This window comes from Bacillus sp. CGMCC 1.16607, from assembly GCF_042683745.1.
Lineage (GTDB): Bacteria > Bacillota > Bacilli > Bacillales > Cytobacillaceae > Pseudoneobacillus.
This window is the reverse complement of the sequence record NZ_JBHUJX010000036.1, coordinates 305,803-327,353: the sequence shown is the minus strand read 5'-3', so window position 1 is coordinate 327,353 and position 21,551 is coordinate 305,803. Positions and strand designations below refer to the sequence as shown.

Sequence of the window (21,551 nt, the reverse complement as noted above, 5' to 3'; positions counted from 1 at the left end):
TGGCATATTCATTATTTAACCATATTCAAGGTAAAAAAGGAAGTCGATGGGCAGAGTTTGTAAGAGAGACAGGGACTGAGAATTTAATGTTGGTGGCGATCGATGCAGCTAAGTTTACACAAAAGGCACTTATTTGTACGTTTTTTGGGGATATTTTAGTAAAACCATTTGAATTTGATGCATCTATGTCAGGTTTCGAATATCTTAAAAAGATAATTCATTCGGAAAAGGAAAAGCATAACCTAAAGGAAATAGTGGTTGGGATAGAAACAACTGGGCATTATTACGAGGATCTTGTTAGACGGTGCCATTCAGATGGTTATCATGTTCGAACCCTGAATGCAGCCACTACAGCCCAGGAAAGACAAGCCCTATTAAATTGGTCTAAGACTGATAACTTAGATTTAATGGCGATTGTTCAATCCATGATTCATGGCCGTGGGACATCAAATGAATTATCTTCAGGTGATGTTCTTACTTTACAAAAGTTAACACGTGCCCGTCGTGAAACGGTGAGTGAACGAACAGCTACACAAAATCTAATCCGTATGCACATGGACCATATTTTCAGGGAATTTCAGGGGAAAAGTGTGTGGATAAATGGAAAGCGTAAACATGTTCAACCCTTTAGTAGTTTGTTTAGCAAATCAGCCCTCTATATTATGAGGCATTATCCACATCCAAGTGATATTTTGTCACTTGGGGAAAAGGGACTACGTGAATTTTCGATTCGTGAAAACCTAAAATTAAGGGATACTACCATTGAATTATTAATCGATTTTGCGCAAAATTCTATTTCCCAACCCAAGGAATTTGTAGAGGGTGACATTTTTCTTTTATCACAAAAACTAGACCGATTTGATCTTTTGGAAGAACAAATCAAAGAGATGGAAAAAAAGATTGAAGATTTATTCATCGGGATGGATGGAGCTGTTATTCTTAGTGTTCCTGGAATTGGTGTGGTTACCGGAGCTGAATTATATGCTGAAATGGGGGATATCTCAGATTTTGAACATGCGGGGCAATTAATTAAATTGGCAGGGACCAATCCGATTGTCAAGCAATCTGGTGGAAAGAAACCTACTTATCACTGTATTTCAAAACAGGGAAGGAGAACTTTCCGAAATATTGCTTATCAAGTTGGGAAATCCCTAGCTGTTAATAACCCCGAAATGAAACAGAGATATTTGGCCCTGAAAGAACGTGGAAAACACTACCGTCAAGCATTTGTAGCCTTAGGAAATCGTATGATACGCTTAGCCTTTTCAATGATTCGAAACCATTCGTTATATCATACAAATCAGGAAAACTATGTCTTAATTGATGAAATAAGCAAAAAGCTTAGAAAAGCCAATGTAAAACGATTTTATGAGCTACATGTCTCTTCCAAACTTAGTCTATCAGCTTAATTAATTTTTATTAAATAGATCATTATCTAATTGTATTGTTTCTTAATTTACTAAATATAGGGCTCCTCTAGGACGTTAGATCACATTGTTTTTTCGTGCCTGAGGCTCCAGACCTCGTGTGCCAGCGTTATGGATCTTGTCCTGCAAATACGGATAATACGTGAAAATTAGAGTTTATATTTGCTAGGTGGTATCACTGCAGGATGAAAACGCAAGATCCTTTCACGACCTAGAGGGGCCCTATTATAATAATCTGTGATAGTTGAACCTTCCTGAAAATGGAAGACGGGGGTTTTACTTAAAGTCGGCCATTTTTCTTAAAAATTATTACTTGACCTATTCCCCATTATACGCTGGCACTTATCGCCTTAGCACTATGAGTATAGACTGTCGTTACTTTTTAGTTTAATAATAAGTATTTCGATCTTTCATTTATTCTTTTGTAATATTGATCGGTATCCCAGCATCTTCAGAATTTACATGTAATGTTAGCTTTTTAACCTTCTCTTCAAAATATATTGTAGAAAGAGATTCTAATTTATAGGCATTAGGATTGACTTGTAACATTCTTAACGAATAAATATTTCCATGCTCATCCTTTAAATATGGCTTTTCCTTACCAGAGACCATCTTTAAGAACTCTTCCTCTGATCCTCCTGACAACTCAAGCACCATTCTTGTAGGATATACAACTAACTTTTTAATTGTAAAAAATTCCTTTTTGTTCATTTGATTTATTGTTCCACTCTGCTGATAATGTTTGCCTAGCTGTATTTTTGAATTTGATAGAGGGATTTCAACGTTTGCTTTCCGTTGGCCGTCAATATCCACGTTAAAGGATAGTACCTTACTTTCATTATTTATAAATTGTTGTACTGTCTGAGGAAGGATATATAGCTTATATTTGGCCAGAAGATAATATTCACCTGAAATACGACGTACACCCATCGTTGCTACAGCACCAACATCGGGATTTATCTCAAAATTGTTTGACTCTATATTAATTTTAGGATGCTCCGTCATCCGATACATCCCTGGTTGTTCTTCATATGCTCTATCAGCTACGTCTTTTCCCTTTACCAAAAGGGTAAAAAAGAGTCGTTCATCCTCTAGGAAAAGATGATCTATTTTTACTTCATAGTTTCCAACCGAAAAGGTATGTGGTTTAAAAGGTTTATAACCATTTTCTTCTGCTGTTTTAATTCCCTTATATTCTGCTAGAAATTGTTCCATCCAGCTAATTGCATTACCTAATATAGGAATATCTTTAGCATGGGTCATGGCAGTCGGAGATACGATAGGACTCAATAATAAAATACTTACAGCAGCTACCACGATTAAGTAATTCCGAACCCTACTTTTCTTTTTGGATTGTTTTTTAGAGACTACCCATTTATTAATTCGATCCCCTAATTCATCTGGAACAGGAACTAGATCCATCTTTACAAGGCTCATGATTTTATCTAATTCTTTTTCTTCTAGACTCATTTATAAGACCTCCCTTTGAACTAGCTTTTCCCTTAATCGTTTTAGATTCCGATAAATTTTGGATTTGACTGTCGACAATGGTAATTCTGTTACATTTGAAATCTCATCAAGAGAGTATCCTAAATAATACTTCATGTAGATCATTGACCTTTCTGAAGGTTCTACCTCGTTTAGTAGTAGTTCTTCAAGCTCTTCAATCTTGTCTGATTTTGATTCTTCCGTTAAATTCAGCATCTCTTTTTCACTTAATTCAACTATTTTGTTTTTTTGCCGTAGCAATTGATTACTTTCATTGATAACAATTTTTAAAAACCAAGTTTTAAAATATTTCGGTTCCCTCAGCTGATTTATCTTTTTAAATGCCTTTTCCATCGCATTACAAACAGCATCCATACTATCATGTTCATTATGCAAATAGCAGTAAGAAATTCTATAAGCTTGATCCTTCAATAAAATCATTAGTTGTCCAAATGAATCAGGATCACCCTTCATAGCAAGCTTTATAAGCTTTTCTTCTTTCACTTTAATTTCTCCTCTCACCATGGCGAAAATATTACGTGCACGTTATAACAAAGGATTCGATTGAAGTCTTCATGTATTAGATACAAAATAGTTTGAAAAGTTTTAGAGAATTAAATTTTTTTGAAAATAAAATAAAAAAGTGTCCACTAATTTGTACACCCAAGTAGAGGAGCATTGGACTTAATATCGATCTAAAAAAGCGGCATCCTAAGAAGAATGTATGGAGGTTGGTAGGGAGAATAATGACTGAAATTACTATTTTTTAGATTAAAACTTGAACCATCAATCTTTGCAAAATTATTCTTAAATAAAAGAGCTCCTCGATTGAAAGGTGATTAGTTGTGAACAATAATTTTCAATTGAGGGAGCACTTGTAGAATGATTTATGTTTAATCATAAAATAGTTTTTTCTGAAGAATATCTATTGCACGTTCAATATCATTTAAATCTTCTTTTGAAGCATTTTGAATACGTTTTAGAAAACGTGATTCTATAGTTGCAAAAGACTCGTTCATCATAGCTTCTCCATCATTCGAAAGACAAATATATTGCTTCCTTCGATCTTCGCTATCATTTATCTTTTTTATTAGCTTTTTTTCACTTAACTTTTTAAGCTCACGACTCGTGTTCGGCATAGACATATTGTGACAATCGTTAATTTCACTTGGAGTCACAGGTTGACTAACTGCTATATATTCAAGAATGTTATATTGAATTTGCGAGATTGAATCTGACTTTGCATTTTTTGTTAATTCATGTGTTACACGATGAACAGAACTTGTAAATGATACTAGTTTATTAAAAAGAGCATTTTTGTCCATTTTTCTCACCTCTTATAGCCGAAGATAACAAAAATGTTATCAAATAACAATTATCATTTGATAACTAATCAGAAGAATGTTATTATTAGTTATCAAATGATAACTAAGAGGTGGTTTTATGAAGCTCCTAATCGTTTATACATATCCAAATCATGATAGTTTAAATTACTCATTCTTACAAAAAGTGATTGAAGGAAGTAATGAAAATCCCAATATAAAGGAGTTCCAGGTCTTAGATTTATATGAGGAGGGCTTTAATCCACTTCTAGTGTTTAATGAGCAAAAACGAAGACGTGATATGCATAATGATCCTAGTCTTGAGAAATATAGAAAACAAATAACCTCGGCTGACAAGATTGTTTTTATCTATCCAATTTGGTGGGGGAGACCACCAGCAATGCTGCTGGGATACATAGATCAATTATTTGCTTCCAATTTTGCTTATAAAGATAAGAAGGGACTTTTCCCGGAAGGGCTCTTAAAAGGAAAGTCCGTTGTATGTGTGTCCACCATGAAAGGTCCAACTCACTATCCATCCCTCTGGTTGAATAATGCACATAAAATTCTAATGAAAAGAGCCTTATTTAATTTTGTGGGAATTAAGAAAGTGAAGTTCTTTGAATTTGGGAATATGGAAAGTCCCAAAGGAAACCAAATGAAGAAGCTTGAAAAAATTTATCATTATTTCAGAAAACTGAAGTAAGGAGATTATCTATTTTTAACATAAAACCTGTTAGTAAAAAGCACAGAATAACAGGATAGATAACGTATTACCGCCTATACTTGCAGAAAGGTATGATTCTATTTTTTACGGGAGGCGGGATATTGATGGAGTTTCAAGAAGTTGTAAAGGATGCATTTGTATTGGTGGGGTATAGTGCAAAAGGAAAATGGAGTGGTAACATCGTTTACCCGATTCCGGAATTATGGGAAAAAGCAAATGAATTTATGTCTCACAAAGATATTAATAGGATAGTAGGAGTTTGCCTTCCACCAAGGAGTAACCAATATTATTATACTTGTGGGATTGAGTTAGAGTCAGTCGAATTCGATAAAGTTGAAGAAGGAATGACGCTACACACATTCCCTGAACAAAAATATGTCGTTTTTAAACATGTTGGTCCTTCTAAAGGGATTTCAAATACATATGGCGAGCTTTGGAAGGTATTTGATAAGGAAGGATATACAATAAAAGAAGGAATGCCAGAGATTGAAATAGTAAAGACGACAATGTTCGGAAAAGAAGAAACAGACGAGTATGAGATGGAAATTTGGATACCAATTCTATAACAAGATTCAATATCGAGGAGAGTATTTGGGAGGATATTTTGCTGATTATTAATATGAGATATTCGTAATAAAATAAAAGTAAAATAGTTTTAATTAACCAGTGTAATACTTGATTAATATTGTCTTAGATTTATAAAAAAGGAGAGAGAAATTGAGAGTTTTATTTAATTAATTGTGCCCAGCGTTTGTGGATACACCGATTTTTGAAAGGGGCGAGGCGGTTAACATGAATGTAGCGAAAATAAATGAACAAGTAAAAAGGCAAAAAATGATGACTCCTGTACAGTTTGCCCGAATTGCATTAAAGGGACTTGAGCGTAACGAACCAATTATATCGCCTGTGCCTTTGTGGCGTACAATGAATATTATTTTTACCTTGTTCCCAGGTATTCATCGGAGATTAATGCGTCTTGTCTGTCATGCTGCACGAAAAGCAAGTATAAATACCGAAGTGGAATCTTCTAAAATAGTGCATTAAAACATATAGAATGGCAAGTTTCTCAATAGAAAAGAAACTAGCCATTTCTCCATAAAATAAAAACACATTACGGGAAATTTCCGGCAAATATACTCCGATTTTTCAGCCTACTGCTTCAAGGCTTCTTTCATTAAACTTGAATATCCAATTTCTTTAGTATGGACTCTTAATGTTTTACAAAAAAATAACAGCACCCTCTAATTTGATGGCGAGGTGCTGTTTTACCTACTTTAATATTCACCTTTAATGACAAAAAATGAGCCTCGAATGGTTCCAGCAAGTTTTGATTTCTGCCTAGCAAACTTAAACTTTCCTTCTAATTCCGCTGGTACCTCCATCCCCTCAGAAAGCTTAAAACCAACGGCGCGCTTCGGCTTAGGGCCATCAACGTTATACAGGACATTGACTGAAAGACCATCCTCATAAAAGACGTAAGTCCATTTGATATTTTCCACTTGAAAATGCGATGTTTCTAAAGGTTTGGCTGCAAACTCAATATCACGTTCTTTTAAAATTCGATTTACATAATCAAGCGTTTCCTGGCTTTCGCTAGCTGGTACGACCGTAAATTCATGCTTGTATTTGTTCATAAAGTAACGGGCTTCATTCGCACGTAAACCAGCAAGTGCTTCTGCTACAGGTGAAGACTCTAAACCAACCGTAGTCACATTTTTAAAATCAACGATATAGGACAATTCCATTCACCCACTATCCCTTTATTTCCTAACAACAGGAATCCAAATTTCACCAAATACTAGACCGTTTCGCTGCCCCATCTCAACCGTTGTATTTGGCCCACCAACATAGGCAAAATTCTTTGCTTCTGGCAAGACCTGACCAAAGGCAATACCAGTAAGCATATTACTTAACTCATCAGAAGTATTCCCTTCCCCTTTAACAACAAGGTATTCTCCCTTAGGAAATTGGATCACTCTGTCCGCTTCTGGTAATGATGCCTCTGTCATGACGCCAGCATAATGCATCATCTTGTTATTCACCGCTTCGTTCACGGCAAAAATGTATTCATTTGTGGCGATAGCTTTTAAAGCATCAAGCCCTCCATCTTGTGTAACAGCTTGCCAAAAGTCTGCCTTTTCTTTAGTTATGCCAGCATAGTCTGTATAATGGCTCTTAAGTTCAGTTCCAATGCCTAAAACGGTAAAGCCTTCTTTTTCTTCTAAAGTATAATTAGCCATCTTCAAAACCTTCCTTTTTATAAAATTAATCAAATGATTTGTCTTTTCACTTGATGAGTTTATAATAGCCTTAAATCATGTCAAAAAATGATACTGTTTAGGAGGTCCCCATGAAAAAGGTTGAACGGATTAATATCATCATGCGGTATATCAACAACCGCGCCCACTTTACTATTTCTGAAATCATGCAAGAATTTAATGTTTCACGTTCGACAGCTATTAGAGATATCAGAGAAATTGAAGCCATGGGGATGCCGCTTGTCGCTGAAGTTGGAAGGGATGGCGGTTATTTTGTCATGAATAACTCTGTCCTCCCCACTGTTCGCTTTACTGATAATGAGATCAAAGCTCTTTTTATTGCCTTTATGGCTACAAGAAATCAGCAACTCCCCTATCTAAAGAGTCGTCAGTCTTTAGCTGAAAAATTGCTTGGCCTCATCTCAGAAAACCAACAAGATGAACTTGTTCTTTTAAATCAAATCTTGCTTTTTGAAGGGACCAACCCCAATAATCCCGACCTTCTTGATCTTTCAGACCTACCCCATCCAATGTTAGAAAGGCTCATTCAAATCCTTCTTTTGGATCGCTATTTATTGATTACTATCGAAGAAGGGAAATTAATAAAATCTTACTCCATTTATCTTTTGAACCTTTATCGTGAAAAAAGCCTTTGGCTGATTGAAGGCTTAGACTTAAAAGATGAAAAGAGGTGGATTTTCCCTGTCGATCATCTCGTCAATGTCGAACCATACCCTATAAAAAATAGATTAAGTAAGAAAAAGATTTTAGAAAAATTAAGTAAGCAGGAGGAAGTAATCAACCTTGTCCTTGAACTTGGTCCAAAGGCGATTGCCCAGTTTAAAAAGTATCATCCTTTAAAGATTTCCATTTCTTATACCAATCCTTACCAAAGCACAGCCATTTTAAAGACTTTTATCAATGTTCATAATCCCGAAGAATTATTAGAAATAACAAATTGGCTACTTTTCTTAGGTGAAGATATCAAGGTCAGGGAAGTGCCAGAGGTAGTCTTAGAAGGTTTACAAGAGAGATTAAGTTTATTCTGCCCATAAGTAGTACCAGTTAAAACTAAATAATTATGAGCTTGTCCAGTTGCCGATTTCGTACACACACTGTTTAGTTAAGAGATTTATTCACTTTTCAACTCATTTATTACAGGAAAGTCGTTGTTACTAAAAAAGCTTCCTGCAATTATAGTACTTATATTTATAGTACTTATATTGTTTAGTAAAATAAATTACAGAACTAGAATAAGTCCCTTCCTTTTTTCTGGAAGGCTTAACAGGTGAGCTAATCATATAAAGTCTTCCCAAAACTTAGAAAGTATTATATACTAATTTGGTAATAATTACATATGCGTAACCACAAGGGGAGCGTTTTGCTGAGAGTGAGCACATAAGTGTTCTGACCCTTCGAACCTGTTAGTTAATTCTAGCGTAGGAATGTGGCATGAGTAGAGTCTTTATTTTGCATGGATTTCTATTCTCCCCTTGAGGTAACGTATTACAAAAAGGGGAGATTTTTTTATGGGAAAATTGAGTTTAATTGCGTTAATTGAGGCTTCTTTCTTTGCAGCATTCGCCATTGTTTTAGATTTATTGCCTTCGATTAAACCAACACCTAATATTTCGATTTCAGTTGCAATGATCCCAATATTTATTTTAGCTTTTCGCTGGGGAATTCGAGTTAGCTTGATTTCTGGTCTACTTTGGGGAATTCTTCAAATTGTAATGGGAGATGCATGGATTGCTACACCTGTTCAAGCCTTTATTGAATATTTCATTGCATTTGCATGTATAGGATTTGCTGGTCTATTCCATCATTTAATCCAAAAGGAATTAAATAGTGGTAACAAGAAAAAAGCTTTAAGCTGGATTGTCACGGCCATATTTGTTGGAAGTCTGGCACGCTATTTCTGGCATTTCATTGCAGGAGTTATTTTCTTTGGTGAATATGCACCAGAGGGTATGAGTCCAGTTCTTTTCTCATTATCAGTAAATGGGGTAACTATGCTAGGAGCCTTTGTTTTATGTTCGATTGTTGCAGTACTGTTAGTGTCTACTGCACCTCGATTAATAAAAGTCACAGGTAATACCCGACCTATGGCGGAAAATTTGTAGATAAATACGTGAAAAAGGCACTATGGGGAGCTATTGCACCTTTAGTTCCTTAACAAAATAAGAAGCGATCTGCAAATGTAGATCGCTTTCTTAGTATTCAAGCAATAGTTGAAGTTATACTTAACATTATAAATGTAAATCAATACGTCTCTTCTAGAGCGAAATCCCCAATCCCCTTTAATTCATAGTCAAAAAATTCAAGAATGAGTTCATTTGCTTTCTCAATACAGTAATATTGATCAATGTCAGCTTTTCCGCCTTGCATAATATTTGCCAATATAGGAGAGAAAAGCGGTAAGTCGGTCAAACTTAAGTGTTTTGTACCTTTAAAATGAGTTGTATAGGCATCTTTGAAGTGTTCATTATTGAGTTTGTTTGCTACATAAGTAGAGTTGCTTTCGAGTTGTCCCCAAACATCGTCAGAATAAATGTTAAATAATGGGATTTTGAAGTCTTCATCATTCGCTACAAAATCTTTCATTTCTTTATCATATACAAGTTCACTAAAGAACGGGGCGTCAATATTTACAACCGCATCTACATCATCACGCTCTTTACCTATCCAAACACTTGCAGCTCCACCCATGGAATGCCCGAACACACCAATTTTTTCAGTATCGATTAATTGATAAACGGGGCCATTTTCACTTTGGGCCTTCTCAACGATCGTATTGATGACAAAATTCATATCGTCTGTTCGCAGTTTCATCCATTTTTGAATAAGGCTATATTCTTCTTCCCTCGTATAAAAGCCATCTTTATTGAGATTGCTGATTTCACTGTTATAATCTGCATTAATCGTAGCTTTCGTTCCATCCTCTGAAGCAGTGTAAAAAGAGTGATACGGATGATCGATGGAAACCACTACATAACCGTGGCTTGCAAGCTCTGTATAGGTAGAGGTATTGCTTGTTTTAATACCAGTTGCTCCATGTGAAAACACTAACAAAGGGTACTTTCCATCTGCCTTTTTAGGATACCAAAATTCCACATTAACAAATCTGTTGTCTCCCTTGTCAGTAAACTCCTCTATACGGTTCTTGTCAGTATATGTGTAATTAGCCGTTGCCACTTCATATTCACCTGTCACTTTTGGTGATTTATGCTGCGGAAAAACAATGGCTGGTGCAAGTGCAAATATGAATGCAAATACCATCAAAATAGATTTCCACACAATTTTAGAAGCTTTGTAGTTCTTTGTATTTGTTTTGTTACGGATTAGAGAAACCGTTCCCGTTACCGCTAATATGAAAAGCAATATGGTAAGCATCACCCAGCGCAAACTCCACACAATCACCGAAGAAAGTGTGAGAATAACAAAAGCTATAAAAATAGTAATCCTGATCCAATTGTTTAATTTTTTATGGTTTTGCTTTGTTCTTATACAATAGATTGAAAATGCAATCTCGAAAGCCAAAGCAATCAATAATAGTAAAGTTCCCATAATAGTTACCCCTTCTTTTTTTGAAAATTTCTTATGAACTCATCATAAAAAATGGCTGTAAGGAAGTATATAGAAAAACGGTAAGTTGTATCTAGGAGCAAATAAGATGCAAAAAAAGCGATAAGCTATATAGCTTACCGCAAAATAATCTGCACGCAGACAACAACTGCTTTATGAATTTACCTACTCAAATACGTCTTTCTTAAACGTTTTTAGTTTTTCGTTGATTTTTTGAGCATCTTTTTTATCCTTTTGCCATGAAAGCAGGCGAACTAATATATAGATTACGGCAATTTGCAGTGCCAAAATGATTCCATCTAATGCATTATTTACAATGCCAAAAACAGTACCAAGAACAATTAAAAGAATCTCCAAAGTGAAAAAATGAATAGCCATTCTTATTCGAATATTCTTCTCACTTATATCATTAGGTGAATACAAAATAAATCCAATTAAAGCACTTAACAATGAAAATGCCATAATAATATAAATTGACTTCAAATCAAAGGCCATATCGGGATAATACATTTGTCGCAAAACAGTAATAATTATGATGATGGATGCGAAGATAATTAAAAAATCCTTTATCATCTTTTGTACTAATTCGGAAAGCTTCATATGTATCTCTCCTTTTACAATCCGAGCATATTTTTAAGAACAGGCACATACTGTCTTGATATAACAGCACGTTCCCCATTATCGAGCACTGCTTCGAATCGGCCACTTATGGATGGATGAATAGATGAAATTTTAGCTATGTTCAAAATCGTTGATTTAGATGCACGAAAACAGTTCTTTCCTTGCATTAATTCCTCAAGCTCATATAGCTTTTGTTTTACTTCAAAAACGTTATCCTTGCAGTAAAGAAATACCTTTCCGTCAACTGCCTCGAAATAATAGATATCCTTAAGATTTATACGGTGAACTTTATCATTTTGATAACCAAGTATAATGGTATTTTCAGTTTTAAGCTTGTTTATAATTTCGTGTATTTCGTCATCGATCTCATGACACCTAATGAGGATTTCTTCTACCAGTTCTTTGTTTATTTCTTCTATTGAAATTTTCATATTATCACCCACGAAAATTCAAATTAATTCAGGTTTAGTTTTCAAGATTTTCGATTTTATCCTTTTTACATTATATCAGATTATTGTTGTTTAGAATTCCGCTTTGGGATTCTATATGAGCTTTAAGCAGAGGCTACATTTGACTAGAAAATTTTAAATGGTAAGCTCTTACGATAATACCGTCATTGGCTGGTTCAAAGTCAAATTGGGGCAAGCGTTCGAATCCGAACCTTTCATAAAGACTGATTGCATTTTTCATAAATTCCCCAGTGTGTAGTCCGATTGCGTTGAATCCTTTTTCCTTTGTACGTCTTATACATTCAGAAATCAGAGCTGATGCTGCGCCTTTTCCCCGAGCTTCTGAATTGACAGCTAGCATGCGGATTTCAGGATAGTCTAGTTCGCCGATAAACCCTTCATAGGCATTCACTTTAGCAGGAAATAAAGCAACGCTTCCAACGACTTTTTCGTGTAGCATGGCAACGATCAATTCTACCCCCTCCTGCTCGTCAATAGTTGAAGAAATAGCCTTTTCTAAAGCATTCCAATGATCGGCAGGTAGAACCTCGATATACTCACGATAAGCTTCTATTCTTTGTTCGCGAATGATTTTGTGCATTTCTTTTTTTGCGTTCCGAATTTCTATTTTTTCCATCCCGTTTTCATCTCCTGACCCTTTTCATTTTAATGAATGAGGAATTTTTCTTCTAGTCCACTTAATGCACCTCGATGATGCTCTGAATTCCAATTGGCTAGGTCAGGACCTTTTGGTAGAATTTTTGGTTCCGACTTTTCTGGTGAAATCGTAATGGATAAATGATAATGTCTTTTAATGGCATCAAAATCCGTCGTGTCCCCAAAACCTGGTGTTTGATATAAATCACGTACATAACCCCATAGGTTTGGAAACTCTCTAATTAATTTTCGGTTTGTATTGAAGGCTGTAAAATAAGCTGCATCAAAACGAACTAGGGTGGTGTATAGCCGTACATCTGAATCTGTAATAAAATCACCGAATAAAAATCGCTGTTTAGATAGTCTTTGCTCGAGCTCATCCAATCTGTTAAACAATACTTCATAGGCAGCTTCATAAGATTCCTGGGATTGTGCGAACCCACATTTGTACACGCCGTTGTTCACATCAGAGAAAATGACATTGTTAAGTTCATCAATTTCTTGGCGGAGAGGCTCTGGATACATATCTGGTGCATTTTTCTTATGATATGGTTTCCATTCTGTTTCTAAATAGGTTGATAGATTAAAATAATCATTATTGACGACCTTTCGCGACTGGATATCGACAATCGCTGGCACAGTCGGTCGACCAGAATAGTTAGTATCGGAATTTAGATAAATTTCACTCATATATCGAATCCCTAATATTGGGTCTACTCCATCTGTATCCAATGAAAATTCCCAATCCACGTGTGGAAGTCTTGGGCGAATAGGACTTACAGTTCCCAAGCTGATAGCATTTTCTAAACCGAGTACTTTTCGGACAATAACAGCGCGATGTGCCCATGGGCAGGCAGCTGACCATAGGAGCCGGTACCGACCCGCTACTATTGGGAGTTCATTTGACTTATTCCCAAATGGTGTAGTGAAGCGGTTCACTTGACGTATAAAGCGTCCATCTACGGAAATTTCTGCTGGTTTATGCTGAGCCATAGTTTAAAACATCCTCTCTCCTAAAAATATAAGGCACTTATTTAGTTTCGTTTCTTCCATGCACCCTCTTTTTTCCTTGTCCTTCTATAATAATATAGGAAAAGCAGCAAATAATTGTTATTTTTTCATATTATATTAATTGTCATTATGAGAGTAGACCGTTCCGTTTTGAAGGTGCATATCCTAAAAAGAAATTGCTGTTGGATACCTACGAATGGACGAATTATACGATTGTTCGGAAATTTAGGGTATGTTAAAAATGAGAAAACCGTCCCATTATGGGACGGTTAATATCATTATTCACTCGAAAGAATCAGATTACTGATAAAATTTGATTCTTATGATGAATGTCATGTTCAATAAATTCGAGGATGATGTAAAAGCAATGAGTAGGGAGTGCCTGTATGACGAAAACAGCGTTAATTAAAATGAAAAGAAATAAATCATCTGGTAAGTCTTACACTTTCGCTGGTTAAATATCAGGCTACTGAATTCAAAATGTAGAGCCATTGATCAGTTGTTCCGATTGTACATTCAAACCTGATTTGATAAATAAACCTTTCGAAACTTGTAGTAGCTGGAAATTTTCCAGGGAATAAGATAGCCACATGCAGCGATGAAAAAGAGCAGCATGCGTGAATCCGAATCCATATCAATGATTCCACGAATGGTCCAACGTACCGCGAAAATCAATACAAACAAAATAACGAATGCCAAGCTTTTCTTTACATAGATCTTTCCGTTCTCGCGTCGTTCATAAGCGGTCGTAAGAACCAGTGGGATGGAGAGAATACATCCTAACAACAATGCGATAGCAACTTCTATTGATGTAACCTCAGCATTCGGATTCGTGATTAATGCCCATCCTGGTGTTAACAAAAATAGAGTTATAATTATCCTAGTTCCTTTGCCTTTAATAGGTTGGAACATTGAGAGGATTTGACGATAATAAATCAAAGCAGCGACAAGGATGATAATGAAAAGAATAGGGTTGTAGTTCATCATTAAACCAGCTTTCTAGTTTTTTATTTTTTTTAAAAGAGCTAACAAAAAGTCGAAATACCCCCGCTTCGCTAGATTTGGCTTGAGATAAATAAATCTGCAAAAAGTTCCATGGCGAAAATATCATTTAATTCGGAAAATTTCAATTTGTTTTATCCTGATCTATTAAATGATGTTTATCATGTACCTACCTAGGTTTAAGATGCATATTTGTGGATGAATCGCTCACTTTTTACCACCTTTTAAATAACTAATAATTATCATATAATAGTAGATATATTAATCTATAAATAATTGTAATACTTTTTGATAGAGTTATAATTGATACAGAAAAGGTGTACTAGGTCAATCCTTGGCCTTGGTATGTCGCCTAAGAAGGAGCGCCTCATCCCCTTCTGCAAATTTTGGGTATAAGGATGATAAAAATGAGCTACAGTGAAACTAAAACAGACGTCATCTTAATCGGTGCCGGAATCATGAGTGCGACTTTAGGGACACTTCTGAAAGAATTAGTACCAGAATGGGAAATTACAGTGTTTGAGAAGCTCGAGAAAGCAGGTGAAGAAAGCTCTCACGAATTGAATAACGCTGGTACAGGGCATGCAGCTCTGTGCGAACTTAACTATACAAGTGAAAAACCAGATGGATCGATAGATATTAGTAAAGCGATAAAAGTAAATGAACAGTTCCAGCTCTCCATGCAGTTTTGGTCTTATCTTGTAAATAACGGGCTAATCAATAATCCACATGACTTTATTATGCCACTGCCTCATATGAGTATGGTGCAAGGGGAAGAAAATGTAACGTTTTTAAAGAAACGTTTTGAAGCGCTTTCAAATAATCCACTGTTTCAAGGGATGGAATTTTCCGATGACCATGAAAAACTATTGGAATGGATACCGCTTATTATGGAAGGCCGTACAATAAATGAACCGATAGCAGCAACAAAAATCGATTCTGGAACGGATGTTAACTTTGGTGCTTTAACACGTATGTTATTTGATCACTTAGAGAGTAAAAATGTTGATATTAAATACAATCATAGTGTTGATAATCTTAAACGTACGAACGACGGGTTATGGGAATTGAAAGTCCGTAATGCATATAGTGGTAGTGTCCAACGACATACTGCAAAATTTGTCTTTATCGGAGGCGGGGGCAAAAGCCTGCATTTACTACAAAAGTCTGGAATTCCTGAAGGAAAACATATTGGTGGATTCCCAGTAAGTGGAATTTTCATGGTGTGTAATAATCCGGAAGTTGTTGCCCAACATCATGCAAAAGTATATGGAAAAGCGAAGGTGGGTGCTCCACCAATGTCAGTACCGCATCTTGACACACGATATATCGACAATGAAAAATCATTGCTTTTTGGACCATTTGCCGGCTTCTCACCGAAATTCTTAAAAACGGGTTCCATGTTGGATTTAGTAACTTCCGTCAAACCGAATAATCTGTTAACGATGCTAGCGGCAGGTGCAAAAGAGATGTCATTGACAAAATACCTGATTCAGCAAGTAATGTTATCGAAAGAACAGCGTATGGAAGAACTGCGTGAGTTTATCCCGAATGCAAAGAGTGAGGATTGGGATTTAGTCGTAGCTGGCCAACGTGTACAAGTAATCAAAGATACTCCTGAAGGCGGAAAAGGAACGCTTCAATTTGGTACTGAAGTGATTACTGCTGCCGATGGCTCCATTGCAGCATTACTAGGTGCTTCTCCAGGAGCTTCTACGGCAGTTCACGTTATGCTCGAGGTCATTAAAAAATGCTTCCCGCAACAAATGACAGAGTGGGAAACGAAAATAAAAGAAATGATCCCTTCTTATGGATTGTCATTAATGGAAAATCCAGAGCTTCTAAACGAAATTCATACTTCAACAGCAGAAGCGCTTGGCTTAAGCAAAAAAGAACAAAAAGAATTAGTCTATAATTAATTCTTAAATAAATGCAAGGGGACGGTTCTTTTGCTTCTTCGAAGCAGAAGAACCGTTCCCTATGTTTTTAATTAGTGAAAGAAGTGGGGAATATGGGTTGAAAAAGTTTAAGAAGTTTTACTTAGAAATTACCAGTGTATGCAATTTGGCCTGCCACTTCTGTCCACCAACAGAAAGGCAGAAGCAATTTATTTCAGTGGAGGATTTTTCTAAGAGATTAGATCAAATTAAACCTCATACAGACTTTATTTATTTACATGTAAAAGGTGAACCGTTGCTCCATCCTAAAATAGACCAACTGTTAGACTTAAGTCATGAAAAAGGGTTTAAAGTTAATATTACAACGAATGGAACATTAATTAATAAAAATAAGCACAAACTATTAAATAAGCCTGCTTTAAGACAAATGAATTTTTCCCTTCATAGCTTTGATGGCCATGCTGGTTCTGTAGATAGGGAAGGATATGTGAGGAGCGTACTTTCTTTTATTAAAGAAGCAACGAGCCAATCAGAAATGATTGTTTCGCTAAGACTATGGAATCTCACTCAAGACAATACAACGAATCTTGAACGACAACGAAACAGACAATCACTTGAAATCATTGAGAAAGAATTTAATTTAGACTACAAAATTGAAGAGAAAGTCACCCCTGGGAGTGGCGTAAAAATTGCAGATCGCATTTTCATCAATCAAGATTACGAGTTTCAGTGGCCTGCGTTACACGAGGAAGAGGATGATGGGAAAGGCTTCTGTTATGGCCTTCGAAATCAAGCGGGAATTTTAGCAAACGGAACAGTTATCCCTTGTTGTTTAGATGGAGAGGGAGTGATTAACCTTGGAAATATTAATAACACTCCCTTTTCTGAGATTATCGAAGGGGATCGAGCCACTAAGCTTGTCGATGGGTTTTCACAAAGAGTAGCAGTCGAGGAACTATGTAGGAAATGCGGATATCGCAAAAGATTTGGAAAATAAACAAACACGGAACAAACATGGGGACGGTTCTTTTGCTTCTTGGAAGCAGAAGAACCGTCCCTGCGCTTCACCTGCGCTTCATAATTGGAATATGTTTATGGGTGGGTTGATTACGATGACTAAAACAGTAGTAGAAAAACTAAACTTACAAAAATATAAGAAAGTAGCAGTCTTGAATTTACCAGAAGGTGAGAATTACTTAGCAGATTTAGCAGAATATGATACTGATCTCACAGAGAGTAAATATGATCTTATTTTTGCTTTTGTCCTTGATATGGATTCACTAAAAGAACTCGTTAATAAGGTTATCCAAAAAGATTATTTAAATAATAATGGTTATATCTATTTGGCTTATCCGAAAAAGGGGAATAAGGTATATTCTACGTTTATTCATCGCGATGATTTATTGGATGGGTTAGGTGCAAATGAAGAGGGTTATATCGGGACAAGTAACATTAAATTTGCGCGGATGGTTGGATTAGATCCTGTCTTTACAATCGTTGGCTTAAAAGAAGAGTCTCGAAATAAAAATCGGGTATCTACAAAAGCGAGTCAATGTGTAGACGATTATATCGCAATGATTCCAGATATAGAAAAAGATTTGCAAGATACTCCAGATTTACTTGTTTTCTATCAATTACTCACGCCAGGGTACCGTAAAGACTGGGCCCGTTATGTGTATAGTGCCAAGCAAGAGTCAACAAAAGTAAAAAGACGAGAAGAAATGAAAGAAATTTTGGCTAAGGGATATAAGAGTCGAGAATTATATCGTGGAGATAAAAAATAAGCAAGGGGAAGGTTCTTTTGCTTCTTGGAAGCAGAAGAACCTTCCCTGTTTTTAATGTACTGGGATTCTTACCAAAAATGTACTTCCTGTTCCTAATTCACTAGAAACTTGAATGGTTCCTCGATGGCTTTCTACAATCCATTTTGCAATCGCCAGTCCAAGCCCATGACCGCCTTCTTGTCGCATCCTTGCTTTATCTGCTCGATAAAATCGTTCAAAGATTCGATCATAATCTTCTGGATGGATTCCGACTCCAGTATCTTTCATAGTTATAAGTAATTCATTCCCCTTAATTGCTAGGGAAAGATAAGCCTCTCCACCGTGTGCTGTATATTTAATCGCATTGTCCAATAAAATATACAACAATTGTGTTAACCTCTGTGGGTCCCCATTTACAATTAGTGATTCAGAGGCATTAAAATGAAGGTTGATCTGCTTGGATTCAGCCATAGATCGGACGGATTCAACTGCCTCTACTGCAATTGGATAAAAATCAAATCTTTTATTTACATGTTCTACCGCTCCGGAATCAGACCGAGCCAATGTCAACAAATCCCCAACTAATCCAGTCATCCGTTTCACTTCATTTTTCATATTGAACAGGAGTTTATTTGAGTAATCCTCCTTTTCCAAATCTAACGTCATTTCCAATGCATTGATTGATGAAAGCATGATACTTAAGGGTGTCCGTAATTCATGTGAAGCATCAGCGGTAAATTCCCGCTGTCTTGAAAAAGCGTGTGTAATTGGAACCATAGCCTTTTTAGACATATAATAACTGATGACAAGCGCTACTCCTGAAAAAAGAATCGCTAATCCTAGTAGGATAATGAGTAGCCATTTAAAAACTTGATAGGCAAATGAAACTTCTTTACCGATGTAAAGCATGCCAATTACTTCACCATTATAGGAAATAGGCTGACCAGCGATGATTAATCGAATGGTATCTGTTTTTCGGGCTGGACGAAACTCATCCCTTCTCTCTTTTACATTGGGTCTTTTTTTCAAAAATTCAACTTGAAAAGTCTCTTGTAGAATCTCATTTCGTTTAGGATTCCAACCTGAGATGCTGGTCAAAATTTTAGTGCGGAGCTCTGGGATCACTTCATCTCCCAATACCAATTCTCCGGAACGATTCACAACATAATAGAAAAATTGATCAACATCCTTTTCAAGGGACTTTTGATTCCGAAACTCCAAACCACCTTTATGGTCCTGATATCTTAAGTATTCTTCAACATTTCTTGCTTCTTGATGGACACTAGATTCAAGTTCACGTTCTTGATCCTTAAAGATAGTCGCATATAATATGGTATAGACAACAGCGATAAAAAGGACTAGAAAAAGCATAAGTAATCCGCTATATAATAACGTTAATCGAAATTGGGTGCTTTCAAATATATCTCTTTTGCGAAATAATGGGGTGAAGGCTGGACGCTTAGTTCTCAATTTTATAGCCAACCCCTCTTATACTTTGGAGCAAGTCCTGCTTCCCAAATATATCTAATTTTTTTCGCAGTAATTTAATGGTTGCATCAATGGTCTTGGTGGATACATCCGCATCCAAGCCCCAAATCCGATCTAGAATCACCTCACGAGGCAGAACCTGTCCTTTATTTTGTACCAATAAATCTAGTAACTGAAACTCACGAGGGCTTAATTGAATTTCTTCTTTCCCCTGCAGAATGGTTTGGCTCGTACGATTTATGGTTAAGCTCTGAATAGAAATTTGATCCTCTAAAACGGGAGCATAGTTACGGCGTGTTAGTGCTCGTAAACGGGCAAGAAGCTCATCAATTTCAAACGGCTTAATGAGGTAATCATCTGCTCCGGCATCCAAGCCGTTAATCCGATCTTCTACCGCATCTTTAGCTGTTAACATTAAGATTGCCCCGGAATAACCCTCGCTTCTAAGTTTTCGGCAAACCGAGATACCATCTCCATTTGGCATCATCCAGTCTAATATTAAGATGTCATAGTGGGAAGCTTTGGCATACTCGTAGGCATCTTCACCCTCCATCACCCAATCAACCTTATAGCCACTCTTCTTCTTCAGCATAAAACCAATTAATTCACCAAGTTGTAAATCATCTTCTGCTAAGAGAATATTCAAGTTTAGCACCTCTTTTTTTGCTTCTGTTATTAATATTACCGAATTAAACTTTCCTAGAAAAGTTGATTGTCATAAAAATCAACACCACCGTAACGATGGTTACGGTGGTTATTTAAAAAAGGGGGAAACATTTTAAAAGGTATTCATTATTTTTTAAAATTATTATGTTTGACGCCAAGCTTTTCTAATTCAGCATTTGCAGTATCGATAAGCTCTTGCGCTTTCGCTTTTGTAGCCGCATCTAAGTTTGTTAATAGGTTTTCAAATTTGCCTTTACCACCATGCTCAGGGAAATCAACCCCTAATGCTTTTAGCTGTGTTTCAGCTTCCTCATGATTGATGGTGCCAGATTTTTCTTTTTCAAAAATCGCTTCAGCTTTCGCTTTTGTAGCCTCATCTAAGTTTGTTAATAGGTTATCTAATTTGCCTTTTCCACCACGTTCCGGGATGTTAACCCCTAATGCTTTAAGCTGTGTTTCAGCTTCCTCATGAGTAATCGTACCAGCCTTTTCTTTTTCGAAAACCGCTTCAGCTTTCGCTTTTGTAGCCTCATCTAAGTTTGTTAATAGGTTATCTAATTTGCCTTTTCCGCCACGTTCCGGGATGTTAACCCCTAATGTTTTTAGCTGTGTTTTCGCTTCCTCATGAGTGATGGTGCCAGCTTTTTCTTTCTCAAAAATCGCCTCAGCTTTCGCTTTTGTCGCCTCATCAAGGTTTGCAAATAGGTTTTCAAATTTGCCTTTTCCACCACGTTCAGAGATGTTAACCCCCAATGCTTTTAGCTGTGTTTTCGCTTCCTCATGAGTGATCGTGCCAGCTTTTTCCTTTTCGAAGATGGCTTCAACCTTTGCTTTTGTAGCCTCATCTAAATTAGCCAATTGATCCCCTTTTTCGCTACGTTCAGGGAGAGTGACACCTAGTTTAGCCAATTGGTTTTTGAGTTCATCCTTAATTTTTTGTACTTTCTCTTGGGTAGCAGCATCTAAAGTTTCCACATTGTACTTTACTTTAGCAGTTTGTGAGGTATTCGCCGCAAATGCTGATGTTCCAACTCCACCGATCACTCCAACAGATAATACTCCTGTCAATACATAACCTAATAGCTTCTTTTTATTCATTGTATGAACCTCCTAATTTATTTGGATATCTTGTACATTTTTAAATTTAATACTCAATGGTGAAAACTTGGTGAAAAACCAAATGATTTTT

Annotated in this window: 23 protein-coding genes and 1 riboswitch; of the genes, 9 read left to right on the top strand and 14 right to left on the bottom strand. The window is 36.3% G+C overall.

What is annotated here, in order from left to right:
* Positions 1-1,409 (top strand): IS110 family RNA-guided transposase (locus ACFSO7_RS23995; protein WP_377879984.1); only part of this gene is annotated, 1,409 nt, incomplete at its 5' end.
* A gap of 432 nt (positions 1,410-1,841) precedes the next feature.
* Here the strand turns inward: ACFSO7_RS23995 and ACFSO7_RS23990 are convergent.
* From ACFSO7_RS23990 to ACFSO7_RS23980, 3 genes are all read right to left on the bottom strand, one after another.
* A complete protein-coding gene (locus ACFSO7_RS23990; protein WP_377879983.1) occupies positions 1,842-2,897 on the bottom strand; it encodes a hypothetical protein in 1,056 nt (351 codons plus the stop codon).
* Positions 2,898-3,419: a sigma-70 family RNA polymerase sigma factor gene (locus ACFSO7_RS23985; RefSeq protein WP_377879982.1), complete on the bottom strand. Its 522-nt coding sequence runs from the start codon at positions 3,417-3,419 to the stop codon at positions 2,898-2,900. It abuts the gene before it with no gap.
* Positions 3,420-3,808: 389 nt separating this feature from the next.
* Positions 3,809-4,240: a MarR family winged helix-turn-helix transcriptional regulator gene (locus tag ACFSO7_RS23980; protein ID WP_377879981.1), complete on the bottom strand. Its 432-nt coding sequence runs from the start codon at positions 4,238-4,240 to the stop codon at positions 3,809-3,811.
* Positions 4,241-4,358: 118 nt separating this feature from the next.
* Here ACFSO7_RS23980 and ACFSO7_RS23975 point away from each other — a divergent pair, with 118 nt between their 5' ends.
* From ACFSO7_RS23975 to ACFSO7_RS23965, 3 genes are all read left to right on the top strand, one after another.
* Positions 4,359-4,943: an NAD(P)H-dependent oxidoreductase gene (locus tag ACFSO7_RS23975; protein WP_377879980.1), complete on the top strand. Its 585-nt coding sequence runs from the start codon at positions 4,359-4,361 to the stop codon at positions 4,941-4,943.
* Between the two features lie 125 nt (positions 4,944-5,068).
* Entirely contained in the window at positions 5,069-5,530 is a 462-nt protein-coding gene (locus ACFSO7_RS23970; protein ID WP_377879999.1) for a GyrI-like domain-containing protein, read from the top strand.
* Positions 5,531-5,756: 226 nt separating this feature from the next.
* Positions 5,757-6,008: an SDR family oxidoreductase gene (locus ACFSO7_RS23965; RefSeq protein WP_377879979.1), complete on the top strand. Its 252-nt coding sequence runs from the start codon at positions 5,757-5,759 to the stop codon at positions 6,006-6,008.
* Positions 6,009-6,238: 230 nt separating this feature from the next.
* On the opposite strand, the gene ACFSO7_RS23960 is transcribed toward ACFSO7_RS23965, so the two are convergent.
* Together ACFSO7_RS23960 and ACFSO7_RS23955 are read right to left on the bottom strand one after the other, a co-directional pair.
* Complete coding sequence (locus ACFSO7_RS23960) at positions 6,239-6,703, bottom strand: phage tail protein (RefSeq protein ID WP_377879998.1); 465 nt, start codon at positions 6,701-6,703, stop codon at positions 6,239-6,241.
* Between the two features lie 21 nt (positions 6,704-6,724).
* On the bottom strand, positions 6,725-7,204 hold the full coding sequence (locus ACFSO7_RS23955) for a GyrI-like domain-containing protein (protein ID WP_377879978.1): 480 nt from the start codon (positions 7,202-7,204) through the stop codon (positions 6,725-6,727).
* Between the two features lie 110 nt (positions 7,205-7,314).
* On the opposite strand from ACFSO7_RS23955, the gene ACFSO7_RS23950 reads away from it, so the two are divergent.
* Complete coding sequence (locus ACFSO7_RS23950; RefSeq protein WP_377879977.1) at positions 7,315-8,277, top strand: helix-turn-helix transcriptional regulator; 963 nt, start codon at positions 7,315-7,317, stop codon at positions 8,275-8,277.
* A 305-nt stretch (positions 8,278-8,582) separates the two neighbouring features.
* A riboswitch (TPP riboswitch) is annotated at positions 8,583-8,685 on the top strand.
* Between the two features lie 66 nt (positions 8,686-8,751).
* A complete protein-coding gene (thiT, locus tag ACFSO7_RS23945) occupies positions 8,752-9,345 on the top strand; it encodes an energy-coupled thiamine transporter ThiT (RefSeq protein ID WP_377879976.1) in 594 nt (197 codons plus the stop codon).
* Positions 9,346-9,484: 139 nt separating this feature from the next.
* Here thiT and ACFSO7_RS23940 read toward each other — a convergent pair whose 3' ends face one another.
* The 6 genes from ACFSO7_RS23940 to ACFSO7_RS23915 all read right to left on the bottom strand — a co-directional run bounded on the left by ACFSO7_RS23940 (position 9,485) and on the right by ACFSO7_RS23915 (position 14,532).
* A complete protein-coding gene (locus ACFSO7_RS23940) occupies positions 9,485-10,789 on the bottom strand; it encodes an alpha/beta hydrolase (RefSeq protein WP_377879975.1) in 1,305 nt (434 codons plus the stop codon).
* Between the two features lie 183 nt (positions 10,790-10,972).
* Positions 10,973-11,407 carry a DUF3021 family protein gene (locus ACFSO7_RS23935; RefSeq protein ID WP_377879974.1) on the bottom strand — a complete coding sequence of 145 codons (435 nt, stop codon included), beginning with the start codon at positions 11,405-11,407 and terminating at the stop codon, positions 10,973-10,975.
* A 14-nt stretch (positions 11,408-11,421) separates the two neighbouring features.
* Positions 11,422-11,859: a LytTR family DNA-binding domain-containing protein gene (locus tag ACFSO7_RS23930; protein WP_377879973.1), complete on the bottom strand. Its 438-nt coding sequence runs from the start codon at positions 11,857-11,859 to the stop codon at positions 11,422-11,424.
* Between the two features lie 133 nt (positions 11,860-11,992).
* The gene (locus ACFSO7_RS23925; protein WP_377879972.1) at positions 11,993-12,514 is read right to left on the bottom strand and encodes a GNAT family N-acetyltransferase; all 522 of its coding nucleotides are present in this window, start codon (positions 12,512-12,514) and stop codon (positions 11,993-11,995) included.
* Positions 12,515-12,543: 29 nt separating this feature from the next.
* On the bottom strand, positions 12,544-13,527 hold the full coding sequence (locus tag ACFSO7_RS23920; protein WP_377879971.1) for a glutathione S-transferase family protein: 984 nt from the start codon (positions 13,525-13,527) through the stop codon (positions 12,544-12,546).
* 534 nt (positions 13,528-14,061) lie between these two features.
* Complete coding sequence (locus ACFSO7_RS23915; RefSeq protein WP_377879970.1) at positions 14,062-14,532, bottom strand: CcdC protein domain-containing protein; 471 nt, start codon at positions 14,530-14,532, stop codon at positions 14,062-14,064.
* A 422-nt stretch (positions 14,533-14,954) separates the two neighbouring features.
* Between ACFSO7_RS23915 and ACFSO7_RS23910 the strand changes: the two genes are divergently transcribed.
* The 3 genes from ACFSO7_RS23910 to ACFSO7_RS23900 all read left to right on the top strand — a co-directional run bounded on the left by ACFSO7_RS23910 (position 14,955) and on the right by ACFSO7_RS23900 (position 18,229).
* Positions 14,955-16,466, top strand: a complete 1,512-nt coding sequence (locus ACFSO7_RS23910; protein ID WP_377879969.1) for a malate:quinone oxidoreductase — start codon at positions 14,955-14,957, stop codon at positions 16,464-16,466.
* Positions 16,467-16,563: 97 nt separating this feature from the next.
* Positions 16,564-17,442 (top strand): radical SAM/SPASM domain-containing protein, encoded by an 879-nt coding sequence (locus ACFSO7_RS23905; protein WP_377879968.1) that lies wholly within the window; start codon positions 16,564-16,566, stop codon positions 17,440-17,442.
* A gap of 115 nt (positions 17,443-17,557) precedes the next feature.
* The gene (locus ACFSO7_RS23900; RefSeq protein WP_377879967.1) at positions 17,558-18,229 is read left to right on the top strand and encodes a YdeI/OmpD-associated family protein; all 672 of its coding nucleotides are present in this window, start codon (positions 17,558-17,560) and stop codon (positions 18,227-18,229) included.
* Between the two features lie 51 nt (positions 18,230-18,280).
* Here the strand turns inward: ACFSO7_RS23900 and ACFSO7_RS23895 are convergent, their stop codons facing one another.
* The 3 genes from ACFSO7_RS23895 to ACFSO7_RS23885 form a co-directional block, all read right to left on the bottom strand.
* A complete protein-coding gene (locus tag ACFSO7_RS23895) occupies positions 18,281-19,678 on the bottom strand; it encodes a sensor histidine kinase (RefSeq protein WP_377879966.1) in 1,398 nt (465 codons plus the stop codon).
* Positions 19,668-20,342 (bottom strand): response regulator transcription factor, encoded by a 675-nt coding sequence (locus ACFSO7_RS23890; protein WP_377879965.1) that lies wholly within the window; start codon positions 20,340-20,342, stop codon positions 19,668-19,670. Before ACFSO7_RS23890 ends, ACFSO7_RS23895 begins: the two co-directional genes overlap by 11 nt.
* Before the next feature lie 146 nt (positions 20,343-20,488).
* Entirely contained in the window at positions 20,489-21,460 is a 972-nt protein-coding gene (locus tag ACFSO7_RS23885) for a hypothetical protein (RefSeq protein ID WP_377879964.1), read from the bottom strand.
* Positions 21,461-21,551 lie beyond the last annotated feature (91 nt).